Annotated in this window: 20 protein-coding genes; 5 read left to right on the top strand and 15 right to left on the bottom strand. The window is 61.2% G+C overall.

All coding sequences use genetic code 11. The annotated features are described in order from the left end of the window. Window positions 1-130: 130 nt before the first annotated feature. From AB8B29_RS20635 to AB8B29_RS20655, 5 genes are all read right to left on the bottom strand, one after another. Entirely contained in the window at window positions 131-1,312 is a 1,182-nt protein-coding gene (locus AB8B29_RS20635) for a M20 aminoacylase family protein (RefSeq protein WP_037192546.1), read from the bottom strand. Between the two features lie 76 nt (window positions 1,313-1,388). Next, entirely contained in the window at window positions 1,389-2,168 is a 780-nt protein-coding gene (locus tag AB8B29_RS20640; protein ID WP_037192544.1) for an amino acid ABC transporter ATP-binding protein, read from the bottom strand. Further along, window positions 2,165-3,109 (bottom strand): amino acid ABC transporter permease, encoded by a 945-nt coding sequence (locus AB8B29_RS20645; RefSeq protein ID WP_037192542.1) that lies wholly within the window; start codon window positions 3,107-3,109, stop codon window positions 2,165-2,167. Before AB8B29_RS20645 ends, AB8B29_RS20640 begins: the two co-directional genes overlap by 4 nt. Next, window positions 3,106-3,996, bottom strand: coding sequence for an ABC transporter substrate-binding protein (locus AB8B29_RS20650; RefSeq protein ID WP_037192540.1), 891 nt, complete (start codon window positions 3,994-3,996; stop codon window positions 3,106-3,108). Before AB8B29_RS20650 ends, AB8B29_RS20645 begins: the two co-directional genes overlap by 4 nt. 46 nt (window positions 3,997-4,042) lie before the next feature. Next, a complete protein-coding gene (locus tag AB8B29_RS20655; protein WP_037192538.1) occupies window positions 4,043-5,020 on the bottom strand; it encodes a nitrate ABC transporter substrate-binding protein in 978 nt (325 codons plus the stop codon). A 102-nt stretch (window positions 5,021-5,122) separates the two neighbouring features. Between AB8B29_RS20655 and AB8B29_RS20660 the strand changes: the two genes are divergently transcribed. Next, window positions 5,123-6,451, top strand: coding sequence for a PLP-dependent aminotransferase family protein (locus AB8B29_RS20660; protein WP_037192535.1), 1,329 nt, complete (start codon window positions 5,123-5,125; stop codon window positions 6,449-6,451). 12 nt (window positions 6,452-6,463) lie between these two features. On the opposite strand, the gene AB8B29_RS20665 is transcribed toward AB8B29_RS20660, so the two are convergent. The 5 genes from AB8B29_RS20665 to AB8B29_RS20685 form a co-directional block, all read right to left on the bottom strand. Then, window positions 6,464-7,537: an acyltransferase family protein gene (locus AB8B29_RS20665; RefSeq protein WP_037192533.1), complete on the bottom strand. Its 1,074-nt coding sequence runs from the start codon at window positions 7,535-7,537 to the stop codon at window positions 6,464-6,466. Between the two features lie 38 nt (window positions 7,538-7,575). After that, a complete protein-coding gene (locus AB8B29_RS20670) occupies window positions 7,576-8,391 on the bottom strand; it encodes a hypothetical protein (protein WP_037192531.1) in 816 nt (271 codons plus the stop codon). Between the two features lie 90 nt (window positions 8,392-8,481). Further along, window positions 8,482-9,978, bottom strand: a complete 1,497-nt coding sequence (locus AB8B29_RS20675) for a lipopolysaccharide biosynthesis protein (RefSeq protein ID WP_037192529.1) — start codon at window positions 9,976-9,978, stop codon at window positions 8,482-8,484. A gap of 289 nt (window positions 9,979-10,267) precedes the next feature. Continuing rightward, window positions 10,268-10,900, bottom strand: a complete 633-nt coding sequence (locus tag AB8B29_RS20680; protein WP_037193235.1) for a DnaJ domain-containing protein — start codon at window positions 10,898-10,900, stop codon at window positions 10,268-10,270. 196 nt (window positions 10,901-11,096) lie between these two features. Further along, the gene (locus tag AB8B29_RS20685; protein WP_037192527.1) at window positions 11,097-11,792 is read right to left on the bottom strand and encodes an NUDIX hydrolase; all 696 of its coding nucleotides are present in this window, start codon (window positions 11,790-11,792) and stop codon (window positions 11,097-11,099) included. Between the two features lie 129 nt (window positions 11,793-11,921). Here AB8B29_RS20685 and AB8B29_RS20690 point away from each other — a divergent pair, with 129 nt between their 5' ends. Continuing rightward, window positions 11,922-12,941 carry an SPFH domain-containing protein gene (locus tag AB8B29_RS20690; RefSeq protein ID WP_037192525.1) on the top strand — a complete coding sequence of 340 codons (1,020 nt, stop codon included), beginning with the start codon at window positions 11,922-11,924 and terminating at the stop codon, window positions 12,939-12,941. Window positions 12,942-12,945: 4 nt separating this feature from the next. After that, on the top strand, window positions 12,946-13,899 hold the full coding sequence (locus AB8B29_RS20695; protein WP_037192523.1) for a sugar kinase: 954 nt from the start codon (window positions 12,946-12,948) through the stop codon (window positions 13,897-13,899). A gap of 60 nt (window positions 13,900-13,959) precedes the next feature. Here AB8B29_RS20695 and AB8B29_RS20700 read toward each other — a convergent pair whose 3' ends face one another. From AB8B29_RS20700 to AB8B29_RS20710, 3 genes are all read right to left on the bottom strand, one after another. Beyond that, window positions 13,960-15,462: a DegQ family serine endoprotease gene (locus AB8B29_RS20700; protein ID WP_037192520.1), complete on the bottom strand. Its 1,503-nt coding sequence runs from the start codon at window positions 15,460-15,462 to the stop codon at window positions 13,960-13,962. Window positions 15,463-15,727: 265 nt separating this feature from the next. Then, entirely contained in the window at window positions 15,728-16,384 is a 657-nt protein-coding gene (locus AB8B29_RS20705; RefSeq protein WP_047554612.1) for a DUF2161 domain-containing phosphodiesterase, read from the bottom strand. A gap of 35 nt (window positions 16,385-16,419) precedes the next feature. Next, window positions 16,420-17,316: a LysR family transcriptional regulator gene (locus tag AB8B29_RS20710; protein ID WP_037192515.1), complete on the bottom strand. Its 897-nt coding sequence runs from the start codon at window positions 17,314-17,316 to the stop codon at window positions 16,420-16,422. A gap of 146 nt (window positions 17,317-17,462) precedes the next feature. On the opposite strand from AB8B29_RS20710, the gene AB8B29_RS20715 reads away from it, so the two are divergent. Together AB8B29_RS20715 and AB8B29_RS20720 are read left to right on the top strand one after the other, a co-directional pair. Beyond that, the gene (locus AB8B29_RS20715; protein ID WP_037193233.1) at window positions 17,463-18,656 is read left to right on the top strand and encodes an MFS transporter; all 1,194 of its coding nucleotides are present in this window, start codon (window positions 17,463-17,465) and stop codon (window positions 18,654-18,656) included. A 28-nt stretch (window positions 18,657-18,684) separates the two neighbouring features. Next, window positions 18,685-19,515: an aldo/keto reductase gene (locus AB8B29_RS20720; protein WP_037192512.1), complete on the top strand. Its 831-nt coding sequence runs from the start codon at window positions 18,685-18,687 to the stop codon at window positions 19,513-19,515. A 51-nt stretch (window positions 19,516-19,566) separates the two neighbouring features. On the opposite strand, the gene AB8B29_RS20725 is transcribed toward AB8B29_RS20720, so the two are convergent. Further along, on the bottom strand, window positions 19,567-22,827 hold the full coding sequence (locus tag AB8B29_RS20725; RefSeq protein ID WP_037192509.1) for a GH36-type glycosyl hydrolase domain-containing protein: 3,261 nt from the start codon (window positions 22,825-22,827) through the stop codon (window positions 19,567-19,569). Between the two features lie 186 nt (window positions 22,828-23,013). Beyond that, window positions 23,014-25,485 (bottom strand): glycoside hydrolase family 2 protein, encoded by a 2,472-nt coding sequence (locus AB8B29_RS20730; protein ID WP_439006704.1) that lies wholly within the window; start codon window positions 25,483-25,485, stop codon window positions 23,014-23,016. Window positions 25,486-25,488 lie beyond the last annotated feature (3 nt).

Here is a 25,488-nt window from a genome sequence, read left to right on the forward strand (position 1 = left end):
ATGACGGTGTCCCTCTGACGGCGCCTGTTGCCGACACTTTTTCCATCATCTCGCATCTGGATATCGATCAGCCCCGACCAATGGTCAGGGCCGATCCGCTGCGAGAGTCTGGGCAGGTTCGCAATGTTGCCTAGGCGTCGAGATAGCGCTCGGTCAGTCGCGCCCACATGGCGGCGCCGACGGTGAGGCTTTCATCGGCGAAGTCATATTTGGCGCTGTGCAGGATTGCGGAATTGACGCCGTTGCCGAGGCGCAGGAAGCTGCCGGGCTTGTGTTCCAGATAGTGGGAGAAATCCTCGCTGCCGGGAATGAGGCTGCATGTGGCGACCTTGTCGGCGCCCACGAGCTCTTCTGCCACCATGCGCGCGAATTCGGTTTCCTTCTCGGAATTGACGACGACGGGATGGCCGTGGGCATAGTCGACCTCGACGCTGGCGCCATAGCCTTCGGCAACGGATTGCGCCAGCTTGCGGATTCGGGCTTCGAGGAGCTCGCGTATCTTCGGATCGAAAGAGCGGATGCTGAGCAGCATCCTGGCACTCTCGGGAATGACATTTGACGCTTCGCCGGCATGGATGGAGCCGACGGTGACGACGGCCGTCTGCGTCGGGTCGATGCTGCGGGAGACGACCGACTGCAGGCTGACGACGAGGTTGCAGGCGACTACGACCGGATCGATGGTCAGGTGCGGGCGAGAGGCATGGCCCCCCTTGCCGGTTATGGTGATCTCGGCCGTATCCGCCGCCGCCATCAGCGGTCCCGAACGTATCAGCCAGGTGCCTTCCGGCGCGCCGGGATGATTGTGCAGGCCGAAGATGGCGTCGAAAGGAAAGCGCTCGAACAGCCCGTCTTTGATCATCGCCGGAGCGCCGCTTAAGGCGCCTGCTTCCTCGGCTGGTTGGAAGATCAGGTTCACCGTCCCGTTGAAGCGGCGGGTGCGGGCGAGATATTCGGCAGCGCCCAGCAGCATGGTCGTATGGCCGTCATGGCCGCAGGCGTGCATCTTTCCCGGCGTCCTGCTGGCATAGGGGCGACCCGTCTGCTCGGTGATGGGCAGGGCGTCCATGTCGGCGCGGATGGCGATGCTCTTCTTGCCGGCCCCGGCCGTCAGCCGGGCGACGACACCATGGCCGCCGACATTGCGCGTCACCTCGTAACCCCAGGCTTCCAGTTTTTCGGCGACGAAGCAGGCGGTTTCCGCCTCCTCGAAGGAAAGCTCGGGATTGGCGTGAAAGTGCTGCCGGATGCCGATCAATTCGGCCTTCATCGGCTCGAAATCCGACAGGCGGGCGAAATCGTTGTCGAGGGTCATGGCTGTTCCAATGGTTCGCTAGAGCCGCCGTCCAGCCTCGGCGGGGCGGCTTTAAAGGGGATCGAATGCCGTCGCGCTAGATAAAGCGCGACAGGAAGCTTCTGGTGCGGGGATGCTGCGGATTGCCAATGACATCCTCCGGCTTGCCCTGCTCGACGATCTTGCCGCCATCCATGAAGACGACCCGGTCGGCAGCTTCGCGGGCAAAGCCGATCTCGTGGGTGACGACGATCATCGTCAGGCCCTGGCTGGCGAGATCGCGCATGGTTGCCAGCACTTCGCCGACGAGTTCCGGATCGAGCGCCGAGGTCGGCTCATCGAACAGCATCAGCTTCGGCTTGATCGCCAGCGCTCTTGCAATTGCCACGCGCTGCTGCTGGCCGCCGGATAGCTGTCGCGGATAGTTGTCGGCCTTGGCTGAAAGGCCGACACGGTCGAGCAGTGCCCGCGCATTGTCCGTCGCCTGCTTCCGGCTTTCGCCGTGGATGCCGACCGGTGCTTCGATGATGTTCTGCAGGGCCGTCATATGCGGATAGAGGTTGAACTGCTGGAACACCATGCCGATCTTGCGCCGCTGCAGCGCAATCGCGTGGTTGGAGAGCTGCACGAGGCGGCCCTTGTGCATGCGGTAGCCGATCTGTTCTCCATCCACTTCGATCGAACCGCGATTGATCGATTCCAGATGGTTGATGCAGCGCAGGAAGGTGGATTTGCCGGAGCCGGAAGGGCCGAGGATGACGACCACCTCGCCTGGCGCGACATCGAGGTCGATGCCCTTCAGCACTTCGAGATGCTCGAAGGACTTGTGGACATTGCGGGCGCGCACGAGCGGCGGCAGGTTGACGTTGGCGTTCATTGGCCCGCCTCCTGTGCCGGAATCAGCATCGGAGTGTCATCCTTTGCTGCTGTGGCAGTGCCGGTGCGGCGGTCGCTGCGGCTATAGTAGCGCTCGATATAGCTCTGGCCGATGTTCAGCACCGACGTGATCAGCAGGTACCAGAGGACGGCTACAAGCAGCATCGGGACGACTTCGAAGGTGCGGTTGTAGATCGACTGCACGGAATAGAGCAGGTCGGCCATGGCGATGACGCTGACGAGCGAGGTCGCCTTGATCATGCTGATGAGCTGATTGCCCGTTGGCGGCACGATGGAGCGCATCGCCTGCGGGATAATGATGCGGCGGAGCGCGCGGGCCCGGGTCATGCCGAAGGCTTCGGCCGTTTCGAACTGGCCCCTGTCGACCGAGAGAAGGCCGCCGCGGATGATCTCCGCCATATAGGCAGCTTCATTGAGCGCGAGACCGGCGATGGCCGCCGTCATCGGGCTGATGACGGAATTCGTGTCCCAGCTGACGAAGGTTGGGCCGAAGGGAATGCCGATCGACAGCGTCGGAAAAAGCGTCGAGAGATTATACCAGAAGATCAGCTGCACGAGCAGCGGCGTGCCGCGGAAGAACCAGATGAACAGGGAGGCGAGCGAGCTTGCGAGCCCATCCTTAGACAAGCGGGCGACCGCCAGCAGCAGGCCGAGGACGATGCCGAACGCCATGGCGACGACAGTCAGGCCAAGCGAGACATAAAGGCCGCTGATGACGACGGGATCGAAGAAATACTGGCCGACGACGTGCCAGCCGAAATTCTCGTTGTTGGCGACCGACCAGGCGAAATAGGCGGCGATCGCAAGCGTGACGATCCAGGCCGCAACGCGGCCCTTCGGGAACGGTTTATGGGCATTCGCTACATCCCGCTCAGCCGCATCGCCGGACGGCGATGCGATGTCTCCGGTGTTCGTGCTCATTTCGGCAACGTCCCGCCAAGATTGATACCCGGTTCCTTGATCATGTTGTTCTCAAGGCCCCATTTCTTCATGATGGCGGCATAGGTGCCATTATCAATCAGAAGCTTGACGGCATCCTTGAGAACGGGCCCGAGCGGCGAGCCCTTCGGCACCACGGCGCCCTGATAGAGGTCTTCGAAGCCGTTCTTCTGGCCGACGCCGGTCAGTTCCAGCTGGCCGTTTGCCTGCGATACGAAATAGGTGAGCGGTGCCTGCGACGAGAAGAAGGCATCGGAGCGCTTGGAGCGGACGGCGAGGATCGAGCTTGGCTGATCGGTGAAGGACTGGATCTCGATCGCGCCCTTGCCATCGGTCTTGCATTTCTCGGCCTGGGCCTGGATCACCTTTTCGGCCGATCCGCCAGCCATGACGGCGATGCGTTGGCCACAGGCGCTGTCGAGCGAGGTAATGGCCTTTGGATTGCCCTTCTGGACGGCGAAGACAACGAATTCCTGCACCCAGTCGACGAAATCATTGGCTTCCTCGCGGCTCTTGAAATCGCCGATCGGACCGAAGGCAAACTGATAGCGGCCGGAATTGATGCCTGCGAGGATGGCGGGCAGGCCGCTGACGCTCTCATGCTCGATTTTGACCCCGAGGATCTCGCCGATAGCATCGGTCAGATCGGCACTGGCGCCGGTGAGCTTGGTGCCGGTTACGATTTCATAGGGAGGGAATGAACCATTATTGACGGAGATCATCTTGCCGGAGGTCCGTAGAGCTTCCGGCAGCTTGGCATGCAGGTCCGCGTTGACCGAGAGTTTCGGCAAGCTCGCGTCCTCTGCAAAGGCGGAACCCGAGATCATCAGGCTTGCCACGGCAAGGTAGGTCATTTTCTTCAGCGACATATGTGTTCCCCTTTTTTGCTTTGCATTTTTCAGTCTCAGTCGATGGTTACGCCGCGCTCGTCCGGCTGCCGTCGACGTCGAACGGAAAGAGTTCTTCCGGCGTCATCAGTCGCGGCAGGATCCCCTGCACATGCAACTCGCCGGCGAAATCTGTGATCATCTTGCGATTGGCCGCAAAGCCGCTCGCATTCCAGCCCTCCGGCAGCTCGGCCGCCGATTTCAGCAGTTCGTCGAGCATGAAGGGCGTCGTGTCGGCATATTTCCGCCGCTTGCTCAGCCACACGCGCTGCGATTCATCGATCAACGCACTCAGCTCGCCAATCACCCAGGGATGTTCGGCGACGATTTCGGCCTTCAATCCGATCAGGTGCATACCCGGTACATAGCCCACTTCATCGAAGTAGCGACGCTCGGCGCTGCGGAAATCCGAAAGGACCTGGCGGAAAGCGGAGCCGCCGGCGAAATAGCCGTCCGGCATGAAGGGCGTGAAGATCGCGTCGAGCCCGCCTTCTTTCAGAAGGTCGACCATCGGCCTCTCGCGGGGGGCTGGCTCGATACGGCCGGGACGGCCGAAGCCATCGAGACGGTCGACGATTGGATGAGCTTCGGTGAGGCGACCGGCATACCACATGGCGTCCTCGACACCGACGCCTTCACGGCGGAGCGCTGCGCGCGTCCAGGTATTGCCCGAGTCGCGCCAGCCGGTGACGCCGATGCGCTTGCCGGCCAATTGCCCAAAGGTCGTGATCGGACTGTCCTTGGTGGTGATGACGCAGCGGTGGCGGAAACCGCGCATGATGAAATTCGGGATGCCGACGACGCTCTCGTCGCCGTCGATGCGCAATTGTGTATAGCGGCTGAAGGAGGTTTCAGCCACGTCATAGGCATCGCTCTTGCCGACATGCGAGATGAGCGTGCCGACTCGGTCGACCTTGAGATCGAGCTTGGGGGAGGAGACGTCACCCAGGACCAACGGTGTCATGTAGTCCCAGTCACGGAGGGCAAGGCGGAGAGTAAGGGGCATGGATATTCACTCACGAGAAAACTTGTTTTCCAGATGAGTAAATGTTCAATATGGGTCAATCAAATGTTATTACGTTATTGAACATTAAAAGATGGCGCGGAAATGGGCGAAAATCGGGACGCGAAGTGGTTTGCCGAAAAATTGAACGATCGGACGATTCGCGGCATTGCGATCGAAACCAGTGCGCTGATCCGCGCGGGCGCGCTGCCTGTCGGCACCAAATTGCCGCCGATCCGCGATCTGGCCTTTGCGCTCGGCATCAGTCCAGCGACGCTGTCGGAGGCCTGGAGCGAGCTCAGGCGCCAGAAGATCATCAGTGGGCGCGGTAGGAACGGCACATGGGTCAGTGGCGATCGTTTCGTCGCCAAGCCGGTGCGTCTTGCGAGCGTGGGTGACTATGGCGACGGCGCATTGAACCTGACCGCAGCCGTTCCCGATGTCCGACTGCTGCCGAAGCTGGAGGCGGCGATGGCCTATGGCGCCTCGGCCGAGAACCTCAACAGTTACGAGCGCAGCCGTATCCTGCCGGAGCTGGAGGAGGAGGTGAGGAAGGCCTGGCCCTATGAGCCCGAAGCCTTCCTGGCGACCAATGGCGGCTATAACGCCGTGTATACTTTGATCAACGCTCTCGTCATGCCCGGCGCCTCGGTCGCCATCGAAGATCCCACAGGCATGCGGCTGCTGGATATTCTGGAGGATCGTGGCGCCCGCATCATTCCGGTAAAATGCGATGAGGAAGGGCCGCTGCCGTCCTCGCTGGAGGAGGCGCTGAAGTACCGGCCGGTCGCCTTCGTCTTTCAGCCGCGCATACATTCCGTCACCGGCCAAAGTGTCAGCCCCGCGCGCATGGCAAGTCTTGCCGGCGTCCTTCGCGATAAGGACACGCTGATCGTGGAAGACGATGGTGTAGCCGATATCTCGACGGCTCCGCGTCATTCCATGGGACATCTTTTCCCCGACCGCGTCATCCATATTCTCTCATTTTCGAAAACACACGGGCCGGATCTGCGCCTTGCGGTGCTCTCGAGCTCGCGCGCGATCATCGACCAGATCCAGTCCTATCGCAGCTTTAGTTCCGGCTGGACCAGCCGTATCCTGCAGGCGGCTGCCGCCTGGCTGCTGCGGGATGCGGCGACTGAGGCGTGCCTGGACCATGCCCGCAAAACCTACCGCGAGCGCCGCGCCGGTCTGATCGATGCGCTCGGCGAGCGCGGTGTGAAAGCGTTGCACGGAGAAGGGTTGTGCGCCTGGATACCAGTCTCGTCCGAACCCTTCGCGATGGTGACGCTTGCGGCGCGGGGCATAGCCGTGCATCCGGGCGCCAAGTTCTCCATCCTGCCCAGCAGCCACTTGCGCGTTGCGACCGCCAATCTTTCAGAGCGGCGCGATGAAGTCGCCGATGCCATCGCGCTTGCCGCCGTTCACACCTGACTTTGCCAAGAGCTATTCGCCGGGCGTGCTGGCGCTTACTCCCTTGGTCTCGCTTTTCCAGGATGATGCATATTTGACGAGCAGAGTGGCAAGCTGCGCCGAGGCAAATGCTATGATGGAAATCAACGCGAGATAGAGAACAATATAGGCAAGGGGCTGCGACTGAATCGCACGGAAAACATGGCCGTAGATCTCGGTGAAGCCGCGATGGCACATATAGATCGGATAGGAGAGATAGCCGAGGAAAACGCCGATCCGCTGCAAACTGGCCGGAAGCTCAAGCATCGTGCCGGCAAGGACGATGAGCGGCGAGATCAGGATGCAGAATATCAGCGCATATTTCAGCGAAGAGGTGGGCAGGAACAACAGAATGCAAATCGCCGCGATCGGCAGGACGGCGAAGTAGGTATTTGCTGTTCGCCCGAGCCCGGAAAGGCTTCGGAGCCTGTAGATGATCATGCCAAGGGTGAATGAGAAAAACACGCGGGCGAGGCCGCCATCAACCGAATGCCATTCCCAGCCGAGGTCAAGCGACCTGTGAACGAAGACCGAAGCGATCAGCGCCGCCAGGGAAACAGCGGCAATGGCGATAAGTGTTCGCGTTTTCAATCTGAAAAGCACGAGCGCGAATACCAGATTTGCCAGCAGCTCCCAGAACAGCGACCAGGCCGGCCCATTCAGCGGATAGAGCGGCCAGAGGTCTCCGGCCGAACGGGTCAGGAAGCTCGGCGAAGGCAGCATGAAGACGGTCGACAAGATGCTTGCGAAGAGATCGGCGCGCCCGACGCCTGCGGCCTGCCAGTGCAACAACAATTGAACAAGGCCAAAGACGCTGCCGATCAAAAAGAGCGGATAGAGGCGTATATATCGAGCCTTCATGAAGGCCAGGACGGTCATGCCACCGGCAAGCTTTTCGCCATAGGCTCTGGCGATCACAAATCCGCTGAGAACGAAGAAGAAATCGACCGCGATATAGGCTGATGGCGCATAGGGCCTGTCGAGATGGTAGACGACAACGGCGAATGCCGCCAGGCCGCGCATGGCGTCCAGGGCGGCGTATCTATGTCTTGTTGCATCAGCCGGCATTGATCGAGACCTCGTTGAGCGAAAGCGACGCGTGTGCCTTATCCGGCTGCGCGGACGCCGAAGAATTCACTTCGCAGGTTGCGATCTAGCGGGCGGACACGGGTGAGATTTCCCAGGAACTGGCGTGGATGGCGAAGCACCGATGAGTTCAGAAAATGGGTCCGGATCAGATTGGAGGACTTGCTATGAGCGCCGCTGTGTCCGACCCGGTAGATCGCGCCGCGAAAGGGGAGCGATCCCAGCGGATGACCTTGATCGGCCAGCATCTTGCCGATGCGCACATGGCTGCCGAGCATCGACTTGATGTAATCGATATCGGCGTCTTCGAAGGTTGCCGGCAGCCGGTATAGATCCGAGCGGATGATCAGCGACGTCCCGCAGAAATTGGCGAAATCGTTGTGATGCAGCAGCAGCCGACCGCCTTCGTTCCATAGATAACCGCGGTCGATCTTCCAGCCATTGGCATCGGCGTTCTTTGCGGCGAACTCGACGATGTTGGCGCTGACGAAATCATCGTCGTCGACGATCATGAAGAAGCGCGTGTCGCGGGCGGAAAGCATTCCGGCCAACACCCGGCGACCCTTGTCCAGACGGAATGCGTCGTAGACTTTTTCGCGGTCGGCGCCGTTGATATCGTGCAGCTGATTTGGCGGGAAGGTTACGCGCTCTGCCGAGAATTTCGGCGGCAGGTCAGGCAGATCGGCACCCTCATTGGCAACGATCACGGCGCGCCAGTCGCCGTTGGTTTGTCCGGAAATCGAGGCTATCGTTTGCGACAGCCTCCTCTTCAACGAAGGCCAATCGTTCGAATTGGCCTGATGACGAACCGGGATGATGAAGGTAACCAGCGTCATAAACGCGCCCTTTCTGACAATTGGTGCTGCCATGGCGGGGGTCGAAGTGGCATTTGCTGCCTTGTTTCGATCCGTTGTCCGCGACGGCAGTTATTGAGCTTTTGCGCGACGACCTTGCAGCGTCGTGCGCACCAGGAAGAGGATCCTTTCCCTGCACAGGAGGAGGATCAGAGCTGAGTAGGTGATGCCGCCGATCAGGATTTCGCAGACCAGACGCGAGGCTATGGACCAGTCGCGCATGGCCGACGATATCGCCAGTACCGCGACAAGCATGCCGAGATAGGCGGCGATCGGTCTGATGAACTGGCCGAAATATTGCGGGATGCTCAGGCCGATCAACCGGGAGACCATCCACAGCGTCGCAGGCCACAGCATCAGCACTTCGACCATCAGCGCAAAGACGATGGTGGTAACGCCATATTTATAAAGAAGAAGCACGGTCAGGATGGTGACGATGTTGCGCACTAGCTGGTAGTAGAACCACCAATCGGATTTACCCTGGCTTGTGATCAGGGATGCCTGGATCACGCCGATGCCGGCCATCAGGCCGATCACGCAGAAGAAGCGCACCGGCCAGATGGCAGCCGCCCAATGCGGGCCGAAGATCAGCGGGATGGCATCGTCGGCAACGGCTGCGAGCCCCATGAAAGCCGGAAAGGAAATCAGCGAGCAGCCGAAGGTGGCCATGAGGAAGGCTTCGCGGACCTTGTTCTGATCGTGCTGCAGGGAAGAGAGCAGGACATGGCTCACCGAGGTCAAGCCGCCGGCGACCACGTTGTTCAGCATCTCGTACAGGCGTCTGGCGAAATTATAGATACCGAGCGCTGCCGGGCTCACCAACGTGCCGATGATCAGCTGATCGAGGTTCATGGTCTGCAGGAACCGGTTGCCGGAGGCGAATATGCCGTAATGCAGCAACTCGCGCAGGCTCGAGAGCTTGATCCGGACACCGGGCAGCCATTTGGCGCCCCAGAAAGCCGCGACACAGGCTGCGGCCGGCGCCGCGATCTGGGCGATCGCAAGCGCCCAGAGGCCGAAGCCGGCGAAGATCAGCGACAGGCAGATGGTTGCGGACACGCAGGTGGCGATCGCGGTACGCGCCGCCGCCAGATGAAAGGACATCGTCCTGCCGATCAAGGCGTTGGGAACGATGATCATCATGTCGAAGAAGATCTTCAATCCGATGATCATCAGCAGGCTGACGATCTCGTCGTGGCCGACCCAATGGGCAACGGTCGGTGAGAGGAAAAACAGCGCGGCATAGAGAATGGCCGCCGAAAGGAAGGAGAGCCAGAAGACCGTGTCGAGATGGCTGCGCCGGATCGACTTCTGCTGGATCAGCGCTTCGCCGAAGGCTGTAGGCCCAAAGCCGGCGGTGAAACTGACGATGGCGAAGGCGAGCGCAACGAGACCGAAATCTTGCGGCAGAAGAAATCGCGACGTGACGACGAAGACGAGACTGTTGAGCGCCGTCGGGATCAACGTGTCCAGTGCCGACCAGAATGCACCCCTCAATGCGGCCCGCGATCGGTTTTCGCTCAGATGTTCAAAGACGATGTCATCCGCTTGGGAAGCCAGCAATCGCATACTCCACGTTTTAAATTTTCAACCGGCGCAGGCGTCTTCCGGCGTCGGCCGATCGCCGTGTCGTCATCTTTGATGGAATCGAACGGCTCACTTGAGGCTTGATCTAGGCCAGCCCTTCGATTTGTCTAGGGACGATTGTTGCATTGCAACATAGCGTTGCTGAAAAGAGTCGGCGATCGAGATAAGGGCGAGCAAACCGACCGTCTCAAGGTGGCTTCGATCGACCGCAAAGATCAGCTTGGACGGGCTTATCCATGTCCCCGCATGCGAGCCATGATCAATGGCGCAATCACTGGGCGGCGGAGCGGACCTTAGGCACTTCGTCCCATTCGATATCGGGCGCTAATTCCGCCTCGTCATGAGATTCGTCCATGACATAGAGATAGCCGTCGAGCATGTCGCAGGCGCGTTCGTTGGCGCCGATCTTTGATTCGGTCTCACTGATCGCGGTGGCAATCGCCTTAATGCGGGCGCGCAGCATGTGGCCGACAACGTCCTTGCCGGGGCGTTTTCCAAGACGGTCGAGATGAAGGTTGATCCGATTGGAATGCCGCTCCAGTTCGCTCTTGCTGAAATGCGCCTTGCGGATCTCTTCGAGAAGAGCCGCCCGCATTTTGGCAACCGGATCGAAGGTCCCGGGCTCGCGTTCGTCCAGAACCATATCGGTAATAAGCTTCTCGATGGCGACCAGCGCCTGCAGATCGACGGCATCGGTCAATTCGACATCATAGCCGGTATCGTCGAAGACTTTTCGGCGCACGGGATCCAGAAGCAGCTCATAGGCCTTCTGCAATTGCGAGAAGGTCTCGGTATCGCCGCCGGAATCGGGGTGTGCCGCCTTCGCCCGTTTGCGATAGGCCGCCTTGATCTGCTCTTCGCCCGCATCGCGCGCAACGCCGAGAATGTCGTATGGATCAGTCACTCCAACTCCTGCCGCCGCTTCGTCCTGTCCCAAGGGCAGAAGCCCTTTGCCGTTGAATTTTCCGGCAGACAAAAAGGTCCCCCATCGGGTCGTTCCTATCTGCCCACGACGTCTTTGTACCATCACAAAGGCAGAGTTTGGACAAAAACAATCACGTGTCAAAGCCGAAGTGTCTCTTCTGTGGAAATGCGGCTTCCTAGATCGTTCGATCGAAGAAGACGGTCGAGCGTGCCTGCTTCAGCCGATAGAGTTGGGCCGGGCGATTGCTGGCACGGCGCATTTCTCCTTCTATTGGCTCGATGAAATCTGCTTCCGCCATGCGTTTGCGGAAGGCCGATTTGTCGAGACTGCGGCCCAAAAGGCGCTCGTAGACGGCCTGTAATTCGCCCAATGTGAAGGCTTCCGGCAGAAGGTGGACCGGCAGCGTCGAATATTCGACCTTGCTTCGCAGCCTTGCGGTCGCCGCCCTCAGAATGGTGGCGTGGTCAAATGCAAGGGGCTCCATAACCGCGTCGCCGCTGATCGGCCGCCAGGCAACATCAGTCACGTTACCCCCGTGCCGCAAGGTGAACGCATCCGGCGAAATCAACGCCATGTAGGTTACGCTCAAGCTCCAGCCGCGCGGATCGCGCAACGCATCGCCGAAAACGCCGACTTGTTCGAGATAGGGCGCCGTGATTCCCGCTTTGTCGGCCAGGACACGCCGCGCCGCCGCTTCGAGGTCGCGGTCCTTGTCGACATGGATCCACCCGCCCGGCAGCGCCCAATCGCCGGCAAAAGGATCCGTGCCGCGACATGCCAGCAGGACCTCGAGCCCAGCAGGTACCAGGGCAAAAATGGCAAGATCGACCGAAACGATCGGCCTTTGATAAAGGTCTTCGGGGCTATTCATGCTCCCGAATATAGCGCGCCTTCATCTTAGTGTAAAGTTTCAACTAACTTAGTTGACATTTGACACTAAGTGGTGTTTCTTCGCGACGTGGCGGCTGGGAAGGCCGTCGTGTTCGCTCAGGAGGCAGTCATGTTCGGATTTCGTTTCATCAAGGCGCAGCCGACCCAGCATGTGATCCAGTATCGCGATGGTCGGCCCCAGCGGGAGGGCGCAGGGCTTTCCTTCTGGTATTTCGCGCCTTCGACGTCGCTGGTCGTGGTGCCGACGGCGAGCGTCAACGAACCGTTTATTTTTCCGGAGGTGACGTCCGACTTTCAGGAAGTGACGATCCAGGGCCAGATCACCTACCGCATTGCCGATCCGAAGCGAACAGCGGAGCTGCTTGATTTCTCGCTCAATGCCAAGGGTACCTACGGTTCGGAGGATCCGCAGAAGCTGTCGCAGCGGTTGATCGACCAGGTTCAGGTGGCGATGCGTGCCGAGGTGCAGGCCTTGACGCTGAAGGAGGCTTTGGCGGCCAGTGAATTGCTCGTCGGGCGCGTCGCCACCACGCTTCATGGTCATCCGGCGCTGCAGGCGCTCGGCCTTGAACTCCTCAGCCTGTCCATCCTGGCGGTAAAGCCGAAGCCGGAGACCGCCAAGGCTTTGGAGGCAAGCGCACGCGAAGCGCTGCTGCGCAGTGCCGACGAGGCGATTTATGCGCGTCGCAACGCCGCCGTCGAGCAGGAGCGTACGATCAAGGAGAACGAGCTCTCCACCGAGATAGCCGTCGAAAACAAGAAGCGTCAGGTCCGCGAGGCGCAGATGGATGCGGAACGTTCGGTTCAGGAGCGGCAGCTGCAGATCCGCCGCGAGGAGATGACCGGCAAGATCGCCCTGGAAGAGCAGAACAAGGCGCTTGTCGCTCTCGCCTCGACCAATGCGCGCGAAGAGGCGGATGCCAAGGCTTATGGTCTCGCCGTCATGATGAAGTCGTTCGGCGACGCCGATCCAAAGGTGCTGCAAGCCTTGGCGTCTGTCGGCATGGACCCCGGCCAGCTGATGGCGCTCGCCTTCCGCGATCTCGCCGATAATGCCGCCAAGATCGGCCAGCTCAATGTCTCGCCTGATCTCCTGCGCGAAATCATGCAGCCGCAAGCGAGGGGGTAAGCCAATGCCGACCTCGGAGTACGGGAAGTATGACGATAGAAAGATCGTGCTGATCGTGCGCGACACGCGTCTCGATGAACTGGTTGTGCGGTTCAACACCGTCCAGCAGGCGCAGTTCTATGTCGAGCATCTCGGTGCGGATTTCGGCGATTATCTGGCGGAGCAGCTGCATTACCGGGAAGCCGTGCACGAGGTCGAAGCCAGCCTGCGCGAAGTTGCCCGGGTGCAGACGCTCAATCGGCGCTATCTCGGCAATTTCATCTTCGCCGTCGATGATATCGTCGTCGTGCTGGGGCAGGACGGTCTGGTCGCCAACACGCTGAAATATCTCGACGGGCAGCATGTGCTCGGCGTCAACCCGGATCCGAAGCGCTGGGACGGCGTGCTGCTGCCGTTCCGTGTGGCGGACGTCCGCAAGGTCGTGCCGGAAGCTTTGGCGCAGCGCCGATCGCTTAAGCGTGTCAGCATGGCGAAGGCCTCGCTCAATACCGGCGAGGTCCTCTATGCCGTCAACGACCTCTTTATCGGTCCGCGCAGCCACGTTTCAGCTCGTTACGATCTCCAAATCGGCGAGAGACGCGAAAGGCAATCGTCGAGCGGCATCATCGTCTCGACCGGCATGGGCTCGACCGGATGGCTGAAGAGCCTCTACGCGGGCTGGGCGGGAGCGGCCGCCAGTTTCGGCATGGAGTTGCCGGCTGCGCTTGCCGACGCTACGTTTCCCTGGGATGCCGAGTTCCTGCATTACTTCGTGCGGGAACCCTTTCCCAGCCGGACGACGGGTGTCTCCCTGGTTTCGGGACAGATCGCCGCCGAGATTGGGATGACCGTCGTATCCGAAATGGCGGAGCACGGCGTCATCTTCAGCGACGGCATCGAGACGGATTTTCTCCCTTTCAACGCCGGAACCCTGGCGAGGATTGGTCTTGCCGAACGGCAGGGGTTGCTGGTCATCTGAACGCAAGCGGCCCGCCTCCCGGAATGGGAGACGGGCCGCTTTGTACTATCGGTTCAGGCGTCAGGCGGCCGAGAACGGTACCGCTACGAACGTCTTGTCGCCATCACGCTCGATGAGGAGCAGGACGGATTTGCGGCCATCCTTGCTTGCCTGTGCAACGGCGGTCTGCACCTCGTGGGCGTTGCGAACCGGCTGGTCGTTGACCGAGACGATGATGTCGCCGGTCTGGATGCCGGCTGCGGCGGCCGGCTTGTCCGGGTTGACGCTGGCAACGACCGCACCCTCGACGCCGTGCGGCAGGTTCAACTGCTGGCGTAGATCGGGGGTGAGGTTGGCAAGGCCGACGCCGATGCTCGGCTGGTTGGAAGGCTGAACCTTGCCATCGCCATTGTCATTGGCGGCCTGCTTGCTGTCGTCGTTGCCGCCGATGGTGACATTGACATCCATGCTCTTGCCGTTGCGCCACAGGGTGACCGAACGCTGGTCGCCCGGGGACAGATCGGCGACGAGCCGCGACAGATCCTTCGGCGTCTTGACGGTCTCGTTGCCGACGGCAGTGACGATGTCGCCGCTCTTGATGCCGGCACGGGCAGCGGGGGTTCCGTCATTGACGCTGGCGACGAGCGCACCCTGCGTCTGTGACAGGCCCATGGCGTTGGCGACATCCGAGGTTACGGGTTGGATCGCGACGCCGAGATAACCGTGATCGATCGAGCCATTCTTTTCCAACTTGGCGACGATCGTCTTGGCTTCGTCGGAAGGAATGGCGAAGCCGACGCCGACACTGCCGCCATTCGGCGAATAGATGGCGGTGTTGATGCCGACCACATTGCCTTCGCGGTCGACAAGCGGGCCGCCGGAATTGCCGTGGTTGATCGGGGCATCGATCTGGATGAAATCGTCATAGGGGCCACTGTGCAGGTCGCGACCACGGGCCGAGACGATGCCGGCGGTGACTGTTGTACCGATACCGAAGGGATTGCCGATGGCCAGGATCTGGTCACCGAGCTTCAACTTGTCGGAATCGCCCCAGGCAATGGTTGCCAGCGGCTTCGGCGCCTTGATCTTCAGGACGGCAAGGTCCGATTTGGCGTCGGCGCCCAGCAGCTTGGCCGGCAGTTCGGTGCCGTCGTCGAGCGTCACCTTGATGTCGACTGCGTTCTGGATGACGTGGTTGTTGGTGACGATGATGCCGTCAGGGCTGATGACGAAGCCGGAGCCGAGCGCCATGGCGTGCTGGTTCTGCTGTTGGTGCGGCGCCTGTTTCGGGAAGGGGACACCCTGGTTTTCGAAGAACTGGCGGAACTGCTCGTCCATCGGCGAGTCGCCACTGTCGACGCTCGTGTCCGTCGCCTTCATGGTTGTGGTGACGGTGACGACAGCGGGCTTGTCCGCGTCGACGATCGGGGCAAAGGAACCGCCGGGCGCGATGATGCCGGCAGGCTCGGCTGCGGCTGCTGGGGTTGCGGAGGTGCCGAAGGCAAAAGGCAATGCGCCCGCGCCGACAATGATGGCGGCTCCGACAATGGCGGCGGTGCGATGTTTGCGAAGAAGAGATGACATGGCAAAAGTCCCTTGCGAGATTGTTGGCGAATTGGCGTCTTGTCCATCTCCGGGACAGGCGTCGAATGGGTTCGCGTCAATTCTTTCCGGGAGCCCTTGTTTCCCGCATTTACTGTGGGGAAGCAAAGTATAAAATTGAATTGGCGCTGTCATGTAATATGATCCGCCAATTGACTTTTACAAATTAAATATTGATCATGTTATTATTGCAAAATTTTAAGATATTACATGAATTTAATGTTTGGCGGCCCGAATTTCTCCATATTCAGGGCTGTGGCGCCGGCCATCGTTTAAGCGCCTCCGCACCGACTTCCGTCAGCGCATAGATGCCGCGATCGACGCGTTCGAACCAGCCGTAGACGTTATCTCTCAGAATTTGCGGCGCCTTTGGTGCTGCGGCACGCATATCCTTCGGTTTCTGCACGCCGTTTTCGATCGCTGCGGCGCAGGCAAGGGCCTGCTGACGATAGGCAGTCATGATCGGTTTGCGCGTGCTGCCGCCAAGTGCCGGATCGCCCTTTCGCCGGCGATGTTCGTCAACAAGCCGTGATCTGCGGCGCGCATTCTTGCGCGGCATCGGCGAGACAGGGCTGACGACGATGTCGACGGTGCCGCTGTCGGACACCGCCAGCATGCCGAAGCCCAGCCGCCTGCAGAGATCGCGGAAGCGCCGGTCGCTTTCCCGGCCCTTGCCCTTCGCCGAGACCCGGGCGGCAATCCAGACTTCGTCACTGGCCGCGGCACGATCGACCGCCTGCAGGATCAGTTCGAGATTGAAAGTGAGCTTCAGCTCGCAGATGACGACGACGGGCGGCTCGCCGTCATTGAGCCCGACGAGATCGCAGCCGCCGATCTCGCCCTTTACGGCGTAGCCCGCCGTCTCGAGAAATGACTTGATCGGGAGATAGAGTTCCGTTTCCAAATCCTGCTCTCCGCTCTGGAGTGTCCTGATTCGGTTTAGCCGATTCGGTTAACCAGAAAGTCGATAAAGGCGCGGATGCGGGCCGCCAGATGCTCATGGCCGGCATAGACGGCATGGATGTTTTCGATATCCTCCGGATTGAAGTCCTCAAGCACCGTCACCAGCCGCCCGGCATCAATGTCCGGCTGCACATGAAATTGGCCGATGCGGGCAAGCCCCATTCCCTCCAGGCAGAGGCTGCGCACGGTCGGGCCGTTGTTGGCTTGAAGATTGCCCTCAACGATTTTCACAAATTGCGCGCCGGTGTGTGGATCGCGAAAAGGCCAGCCTTCGGCAGTGGGACGGAAATTGAAGGTGAGGCAATTATGATGGTCGAGTTCTTCCGGCGTCTTCGGAAGACCCTTCCGTTCGATATAGGCCGGCGATGCGACGACGACGCGGCGGCTTTCTAGAAGCTTGCGGGCCTTCAGCGAGCTATCCCGCAATAGCCCTGAGCGAATGGCGACGTCGGCGCGCTCGCCGACGATATCGATGACGTTGTCGGTGAGCGAGATGTCCAGTTCGATCTCGGGGTAGCGTCTCAGGAAATCGGGAATAAGTGGCACAAGGCAGCTTACCCCAAAGGCGACGGAGGCGCTGACCCGCAGCAATCCGCGTGGCACGGCCGCCCCGCCGGCTGCCACGATCCTCTCCGCTTCCTGAATATCCGTAAGGATCGCCTGCGCCTTTTCCAGATAGATCTCTCCCTCCGGCGTCAGTTGCAGGGAGCGGGTGGTGCGCACCAGAAGACGTGTGTTCAGCCGCTCTTCCAGCCGGGTGATGAGCTTGCTGACGGCGGACGGAGACAGGCGCAGTTTCCGCCCGGCCGCCGAGAAGTTGCGAAGGGTCGCCACCTGAACGAAGACATCCATCTCGCCGGCGCGATTGTCCACTTCTTCCTCCTGGCTTTGAATTGAATTCACAAGTGTTGCGTTTATATAGGCGATTATCGCTTGAATGTCTTGGCCCCATATTCTCTCCCGAACAAGAACCTGTGCAGCCGGAATTCTCCGGCCTGCCTTTTGGATCGGGTGATCTCATGCCTCTCGCTCTCTTCGCGTTGACGATCGCTGCCTATGCGATCGGGACAACCGAATTCGTCATCGTCGGTCTACTCCCCACTGTGGCGAACGACCTCCACATCAACCTGCCGCTTGCCGGCCTCATCGTCAGCGTCTATGCGCTCGGCGTCACCTTCGGCGCACCGATCCTGACGGCGCTCACCGGCCGCATCGAGCGCAAGCCGCTGCTGCTTGGCCTGATGGCGCTGTTCATCGTCGGCAACGGCATGGCCGCCTTGAGCCCGGGATATGCGCCGCTGCTCGTCGCGCGCGTGCTTTCCGCCTTCGCCCACGGCGTGTTCTTCTCCGTCGGCTCGACCATCGCGGCCGATCTCGTGCCGGAAAACCGCCGTGCCTCGGCAATTGCCATGATGTTCATGGGGTTGACGGTTGCGATCGTGACAGGCGTTCCCCTCGGCACCTTCATCGGCCAGACCTTCGGCTGGCGCGCCACCTTTGCCGCCGTCGCAGCTCTCGGTGTCATCGCCTTCGCCGCCATCGCGCTGCTGCTGCCGTCGAACCTGAAGAAGGCACCGGCGGCCGGCATCGGTGAGCAGATCCGCGTGCTTGCAAGCGGCCGCTTGCTGATCGTCTTCGCCATGACGGCGCTGGGCTATGGCGGCACTTTCGTTGCCTTCACGTTCCTGGCTTCCATCCTGCAGGACGTGACCGGCTTTGAAGCCTCCGCCGTCAGCCTCATCCTGGTACTCTATGGCGTCGCCATTGCCATCGGCAATGTCGTCGGCGGGCGCCTCGCCAACGGCAATCCGGTGCGCGCGCTGACCTGGCTGTTCATTGCCCAGGCTGTGGTGCTCGTCCTGTTCAGCTTCACGGCTGTCTCGCCCTGGCTTGCCATCCCGACGCTGGCCGCTCTCGGCTTCCTGTCCTTCGCCAATGTGCCTGGGCTGCAGCTCTATGTCGTCCAGCTTGCCCGGGAGGTTCGCCCTGCCGCCGTCGATGTGGCCTCTGCCCTCAATATTGCCGCCTTCAATCTCGGCATTGCCGCGGGTGCGTGGGTCGGCGGCCTGGTGGTGGAATCTTCGCTTGGCCTCGGTGCCACGCCCTGGGTCGGCGCGATCCTGGTCGTCGCTGCCTTGCTTTTCACTCTCTGGAGCGGCGCGCTCGACCGCCGCTCGGCCTCCACGGCGCAGGCCGTCTCCTCCGCTGCCTGATCAAACTTTGCAATCGAAAGGACAATCCATGCAAATCGTCAGCGCCAACGGCGCCTCCATCCCCGCTCTCGGCTTCGGCACCTTCCGTGTGCCGGGGCCTGACACCGAACGCATGGTGGCGCATGTGCTCCGCAACGGCTATCGCCACATCGACACCGCCCAGATCTACGGCAACGAGGCCGAAGTCGGCGACGGCATCCGGCACTCCGGCATCGCCCGCGCCGATCTGTTCCTGACGACGAAGGTCTGGGTCGAAAATTATCGCCACGTGGCTTTCGTCGCCTCGGTCGACGAAAGCCTGAAGAAGCTGAAGACCGATTACGTCGATCTCCTGCTTCTTCACTGGCCGAACGCTACAGTGCCGCTTGCCGAACAGATCGGCGCGCTGAACGACGTCGCCAGGGCAGGGAAGGTGCGCCATATCGGCGTCTCGAACTTCAATCGGGTGCTGATGCGCGAGGCGGCAGCGTTGAGCGAACTGCCGCTCGTCACCAATCAGGTCGAGTATCACCCCTATCTCGATCAGTCCGCTGTCATCGAGACGGCAAGAAGCCTGGGCATGTCGGTGACCGCCTACTATGCCATGGCCGACGGGAAGGTACTGTCTGACACGCCGCTGAAGGAGATCGCCAGCCGGCATGGAAAGTCGGTTGCCCAGATCGTCCTGCGCTGGATCGTGCAACAGGGTCTGGTCGTCCTATCGAAGACCGTGTCGGAAAGTCGCGCGATGGAAAATGCCGCTATCTTTGATTTTGCCCTGACGCAGGATGAAATGGCGGCAATCCACGCGCTTAGCCGCCCGGATGGCCGCATCGTCAGTCCCGACGGCCTAGCACCTGTCTGGGATGAGGCAGCTTGAATTCTAAAAATGAGGGAGCCGCGCCAGCGGCTCCCTCATGTGTTTATCGGTTCAAGCCTTGAAATCCAGCTTGACCTCGCACGCACCAACCGAAGCCGGCAAAAGCGGCTTGCGGATGCGCTGGCCGAAGTCCCGCTTGAAGCCGAAGACATTGCCGATCAGGCTCTTGGTATAGAGGCCCGGGCCGCTCGAGTAGGTGCGCCAGCCGCCATCGACAGCAATATCGCCCGCCTTGACGCGCGCCCAGTCGGACGAAGCATGATAGCGATCGTCGAAGGCGGCGTCGCTGCTGCTGAAATAGGTGTTGCGCTGGCGCAGTGACGCATGGTCGAGCCGGCCGCTGACGGCGATTGGATTGGCGAGCGCCAGGGCGGCCCATACCGCTTCGGCATCGTCATCAAGCGCCAAGGCTTCGCAGTAGCGCAGATGTGCATGCACATACATCAGCCCGATCTCACGCCCGAAGAAGGACGAGGATTCGGCGCGCCGGAACAGCGTTTCGGGTCCACCGGCATAAGTCGCCGGCTTTTCCATCAGTCTGACGCCATCCGGGAACAGCAGGTTCTCGCGAATGATCTTCATGTGGGCATGGCGCTGCTCCGGCGTGAACAGGCCGCCGATCATCGGCTGCGTCATCGCAATCAGCGAATAATGCAGGCCGGTCCGGGTATCCTGCGGGTGCAGCAGCAGTTCGACGCCATCATGGCTCGGATCGAATACGCCGTAGCCAGCGACGATGCCGTCGCGCATCAGGAGCCGGTTGAAATCGCTGCGCATGGCGGCTGCAGTCTCCTGCAGTGCCTGCGCCTCATCGCTGCGGCTGGCGAGCGTCAGGATCTTGGCATAGCGCACTAACTGCTCGTAAAGCAGCGAAACGGTCCAGCTGCTGACCATCCAGTCGCGCAGGTGCGGGTCGGCCGGCTGCAGGCTGTCGTTCCAGTCGCCATCGCCGTAGCGGATAAGGCTTGTGCCCTTCACGAAGCGGCTGCGCACGGTTTCGAGCAGCTTTTCGACGTGATCGGAAATCGTCGCACGCTCCGAGGTCAGCAGCAAGGTGTCGTCGGCACGCCACGGCACGGTTTCGGCAAGGAAAGCGATATTGCCCGTCGCCTCGATATAGTCGCACAACGCCTTCAGCGGCCAGACGACAATATCGCCATGGGCCTCGCCGGCGCGGATATTGGCGTAGGGCTCCAGCATGAACCATTGCGGCCAGTCGCCCCGATCCCGATACTGCTCGGAAAAGACGGTGCTCAGAACCTGCCGGGTTTCCTCGTCATGCTCATAGGCAAGCAGGAATTCCACCGGACCCTGGCAGACGTCACGCGTTCCCCAGGCAGCGCCGGTATATTGCTCAAGTCCATGCGGCACGCTCAAGTGCACGATCGCATCATGGGCGATCCAGGGCAGCATGACGGCCTGGGCTGTTACATCCGGATCGTCGCCTTCGATGCGTGCGTTGCGCGTCACATGGCTCCAGAACCGTTGCGCAGGCGCCAGCATCTCTTCGCTCTTCACACCCGAGGCGTAGCGCGCCGAAAAGGTCTCGCCGGCAGCCGCATCAGCCATCGAACCGGTGACGGCAAAGCGCAATTCCTGCGTGGGATGCGATTTCAGCGCGATGAACGGGCCGTTGCGGGAGTTGCCATCGTCATAGAGCAGTTCGTCGCCGCCGATGGCCTCGAAGGCATCCGGCGTCGGGGTGACGAGGTGATAGGCTGCCTGCGGGTAGCGGTCCCACAGCCACGAGGGCTGCGGGCGGAAGGAAATTCGTTTGTTCTCGGTATCGATGGCGATATCGGCGACTGCTTCATAATCGCGTTCGCCGAGTACGATATGGCCGAATACCAGGAAGCGGCAGGCGGCCCCTTCGACCGAAACGCTCCACTGCATGGCCGGATCGTCGCCGGAGGCGATTGCCGACACAGTGATGGTGCGGTGGGACAGCCGATAGATCCAGCTGGTGTCGCTCAGCCCCATCTCGAAGGCAGCGGGCACGCCGAGCAGGCGCCAACCGTCGCCGAGATCGACGAGAATGCGCAGGCCGCTCGACCGCGTCAGATTGTAGGGGTCGCGGGAGACGGAGAAGAGCTTGTGGAAGGAAGTGTTGCCGATGGTCAGCTGCGCGGCAAAGATGCCCTGCATCCAGCAGGTCGCCGCCAAGGTCTGGTCGTCGAGCAGCATGTTCTGCCCGCTGCGGATAATGGCGCCGTGACGGCGCGCCACGACACGTTCCTTTTCGCTGAGCACGACGTGCCTGTTGTGCGGCCCATCCGGCACGAAGAAGGAAATGAGCTTCCCGTCGACATGCTCCTCGAGCATGCGCTTGGGATAAAGCGCATCGATGTCGGCCTGCTCGAGGGTGTCGCTGACGGCGAAAGGCGCGTCCTGCACAAGGCTGCGGGCCGGCGGCGCAGCGACAATCGCGTCCTTGGCCAGTTCATCCCGCAATTTTGGCAGGTTATCGAGGCGCGCAAGGTCGGCATCGCTCGAGGCGGCCGGATGGTCGGCAACGAAGAGACCGAAGAAGGACGTTGTAGCTGCCGCGCCTGGTGCCAGAGAAAGCGGCTTCGACTGGATCGCCGGGCAGGCGACCTCGTGCTGTCGGCGCATGCTCGGCAGGCTGATGCCGAAGTCCGGCACCATGACGCCGTCATTGTCCTTGGACGGCACGAGGAGCTGGATCGCGTCGGTGGCAAAAGCCGCTGCACCCTCGAGGCAGCCTTGCGCCAGCCAGGGGTTGCGTTTGCCGCCCTGTTTGAGGTTCTGCCGGTTCATGACCACTGGTCCGAAGACGGCATGGTTGGCGATATGGTGATCGATATATTGCGACGCGTAGGCCTCGCTGTTCATCAGGAAGCCGCGATCGCCAAGGCCGACGTCCTGAAGGAGAACGAGATCGGCCGCGAGCGTCGTGCCGGTGGTGTTTTCGAGCGATACCCGCCAGAACCATGCGGCCTCGCTCGGGTGCAGCCGCAGGCTGACCGTGTGCTTGACGCCGGCCGTCTCGCCGCTCCAGCAAAGGCCGCTCTCGGCATGGCCGAAACGCACCGCGGCCTTCGGGCCGACGATCTCGGCCGTTTCCGGCTTGGCGCCGCCGACGCGCAGATAAAGACGGCCGATGCCGCCATAGACGGGCGATCCAAGCACCTGGTTGATCATGACGCCGCCCTGCTGGTCGGCAAAATCGATTGAAAACAGCGTGCCGTTCGGCAGCGCTGAAACCGAAAGGCCGGCACTATTGGTAAGCGTGGTAAGACCGAGTTCTTCGCGACGGGGCGTCTGAAAGCTGCGATTGAAGTCCGAGGACATAAGCTAGGTCTCGCTGATTCATGGATCGGATGGGGGTACTAGATCACAAGGCTGAGCCCGATCATAGGCGGCATTTTTGCCATTCGCGACAGCAATCTTTCGTGACAGCTGCCTGCTGGCTCACGGAAAACATATGACTCGACCCGGCAAGGGCGCCGGGTCATTCGACTGGAAACGCTGTCACTTTCATCGATGCGTCGGCGTCTCCGCGACCTGATTGGCAGTGCGCACGATGGTTGAAAGCTCGGCGTTGTCGAAGGCTTCCTTCGAAATGCCGCTGACGTGGAAAGTCCTGCTTTCCCCCGGCATCAGATTGACGAGCATATCGTCGACCTCGGCATTCGGGCTGATGCGATCGACGAACAGGCAGAGGTCGCGCAGCAGCGTCTGTGCCGTAATGGTGACTGCAACTCCATCGGCCGTCTGCACGCTCTGGATATCGAAGCGCGGCTGCGGATAATGCAGCTCCATGTCCTTCTCGAAGAACCACCACGCTTCGGCGTCACCCAAACGGGCACGCAGGAATTCCCGCCGGGGATCATCAGGCGTCGCCACGTCGCTGGGGATCGGAATGTCGGTATTCTCGAAACGGTCGCACAGAACGCGCCAGACGGAGTGGTGTGCAAGCAGCTTGCCGTTAACATCGAAACGTTCGACGGTGAAGGGCACGCGCCAGAATAGCGTCGCATCGTTCACGGCAACGGCGGCAAGGCCGTCGCCGCGCGGCTGGATGGTAAGAAGATGCGGGGCATAGCTGTGGCGCAGCGCGTACCAGAGCGGCTTTTTGCGCCCCGCGCCGTCGATCGCCGCCCAGGAGGTCACCGGCCAGCAATCGTTGAGCTGCCAGACGATCGTGCCCATGCAGGTCGGCCGGTGCGAGCGCATGTGGTCGATGCCGAAGCCAATGGCGCGCGCCTGATTGAGCTGTGTGACGAACAGCCAGTCGTCGAAATTTTCCGGATGGGGGAACCAACCATCCAAGCCTTTCAGCAGCTTGTCGTTGCCGGTGGTCGCTTTCTGATGGTGCAGGACGCCGGGGGAAGCCGGCGCGCGATCCTTCTCGCGCACGGATTGCGTCAATGTCGCGAAGGTTGAAGGTGCCTGCCATCCGAATTCGGAGCAGAAGCGCGGGATGTAGTTGCGGTAGGTGTCGTAGCCCACCTCGTTCCAGACATCCCAGATGTGCTTGCAGCCGTGCTCATCGGCATTCGGCGCGATTTCCATCGAGCCGGAATAGGGGCTTCCCGCCCAATAGGGCCGTGTCGGATCGATCTCGGCCACCAGTTTCGGCAGGAGGTCGAGATAATAGCCGGCGCCCCAGGGACGATTGCCGAGCACATCCTGCCAACCCCAGTCGAAATAGCCCCAGATATTCTCGTTATTGCCGTTCCAGATCACCAGCGAGGCATAGGGCATCAGCCGGGTGATTGCCTCGCGCGCTTCGGCTTCGATCTCGCTGTAGACGGGCTCTTCTTCGGGATAGGTGGCGCAGGCAAACAGGAAATCCTGCCAGACCATGATGCCGGCGGCGTCGCACTCCTCGTAGAAGGTATCGGTCTCGTAGATGCCGCCGCCCCAGACGCGCAGGAGGTTCATGTTGGCATCGCGGGCTTGGGCGATCCGCTCGCGATAGCGCTCCCGCGTCACGCGCGGCAGGAAGCAGTCGTCCGGAATCCAGTTGGCGCCGCGGGCAAAGACCGGTACGTCGTTGACGACGAGGGTAAAGGCCGAGCCGATCTCATCCGGCGTCGTGTCGAGCCGCACGGAGCGGAAGCCGACACGACGCTTCCAGCCGTCCAGCACCGCGCCATCGGAGCCCTGAAGCTGAAGATCGAGGTCGTAGAGCGGCTGGTCGCCGAGCCCGTGCGGCCACCAGACCTGCGGATTGTCGATGCGGCATTCGATCTGCGCGTGGGTCTCTCCCTGCGCGACGCGAACTTCCGAGCGCTTGCCGCCGACCGACAGCACCAGGGCCACGCTATCCGTACCCTTCGCGGCCCATTCGATCTCGACATGCAGGCGGGCGACGCCCTGGCCGCCTTGCAGCGTAATTTCCGGGCGGATGCTGCCGAGGCGTGCCTTCGACCAGCTCTCGATGGCGATGGGCTGCCAGATGCCCGAGGTGACGACGGTCGGACCCCAATCCCAGCCGAAATTGCAGGCCATCTTGCGGATGAGATTGCCGGGGCCGGGATAATTTGTGGGTATATCGGCGGCGCTGCCGAGCTGCTTGCGCACGGCTTCGCCATGCTCGTAGGCCGATTGGAAATCGATGATTAGTTCGTTGCGGCCGCTCTTGAGGTTGTCGCCGATGTCGAAGCGATAGCTGCGATGCATGTTGCGGGTCTCGCCGAGCACGGTGCCATTCAGTTCCAGGCGCGCCGCCGTATCGAGGCCGAGGCAGGAGAGATCGATACGCTCGGCCTCTTCGCTCTCCCAATCGAAGGCGAGGCGATAGCGCCAGGCGGCGCGGCCGATCCAGTCCTGCGAGATCTCATTGACGTCGAGATAGGGGTCGGTGATCAGCTGGGCGGCCATAAGGTCGAGATGCACGTTGCCAGGCACAGCGGCCGGGATCGTATTCGGCAGGGACGGCGCGGTGGAGGGTGCGCGAAGGCGCGAGATGGTCCAGCCGGTGTCGAGCGTCTGTCTTTTCATGTC

Source organism: Rhizobium sp. 11_C7_N12_5 (genome assembly GCF_051811145.1).
GTDB lineage: Bacteria > Pseudomonadota > Alphaproteobacteria > Rhizobiales > Rhizobiaceae > Rhizobium > Rhizobium lusitanum.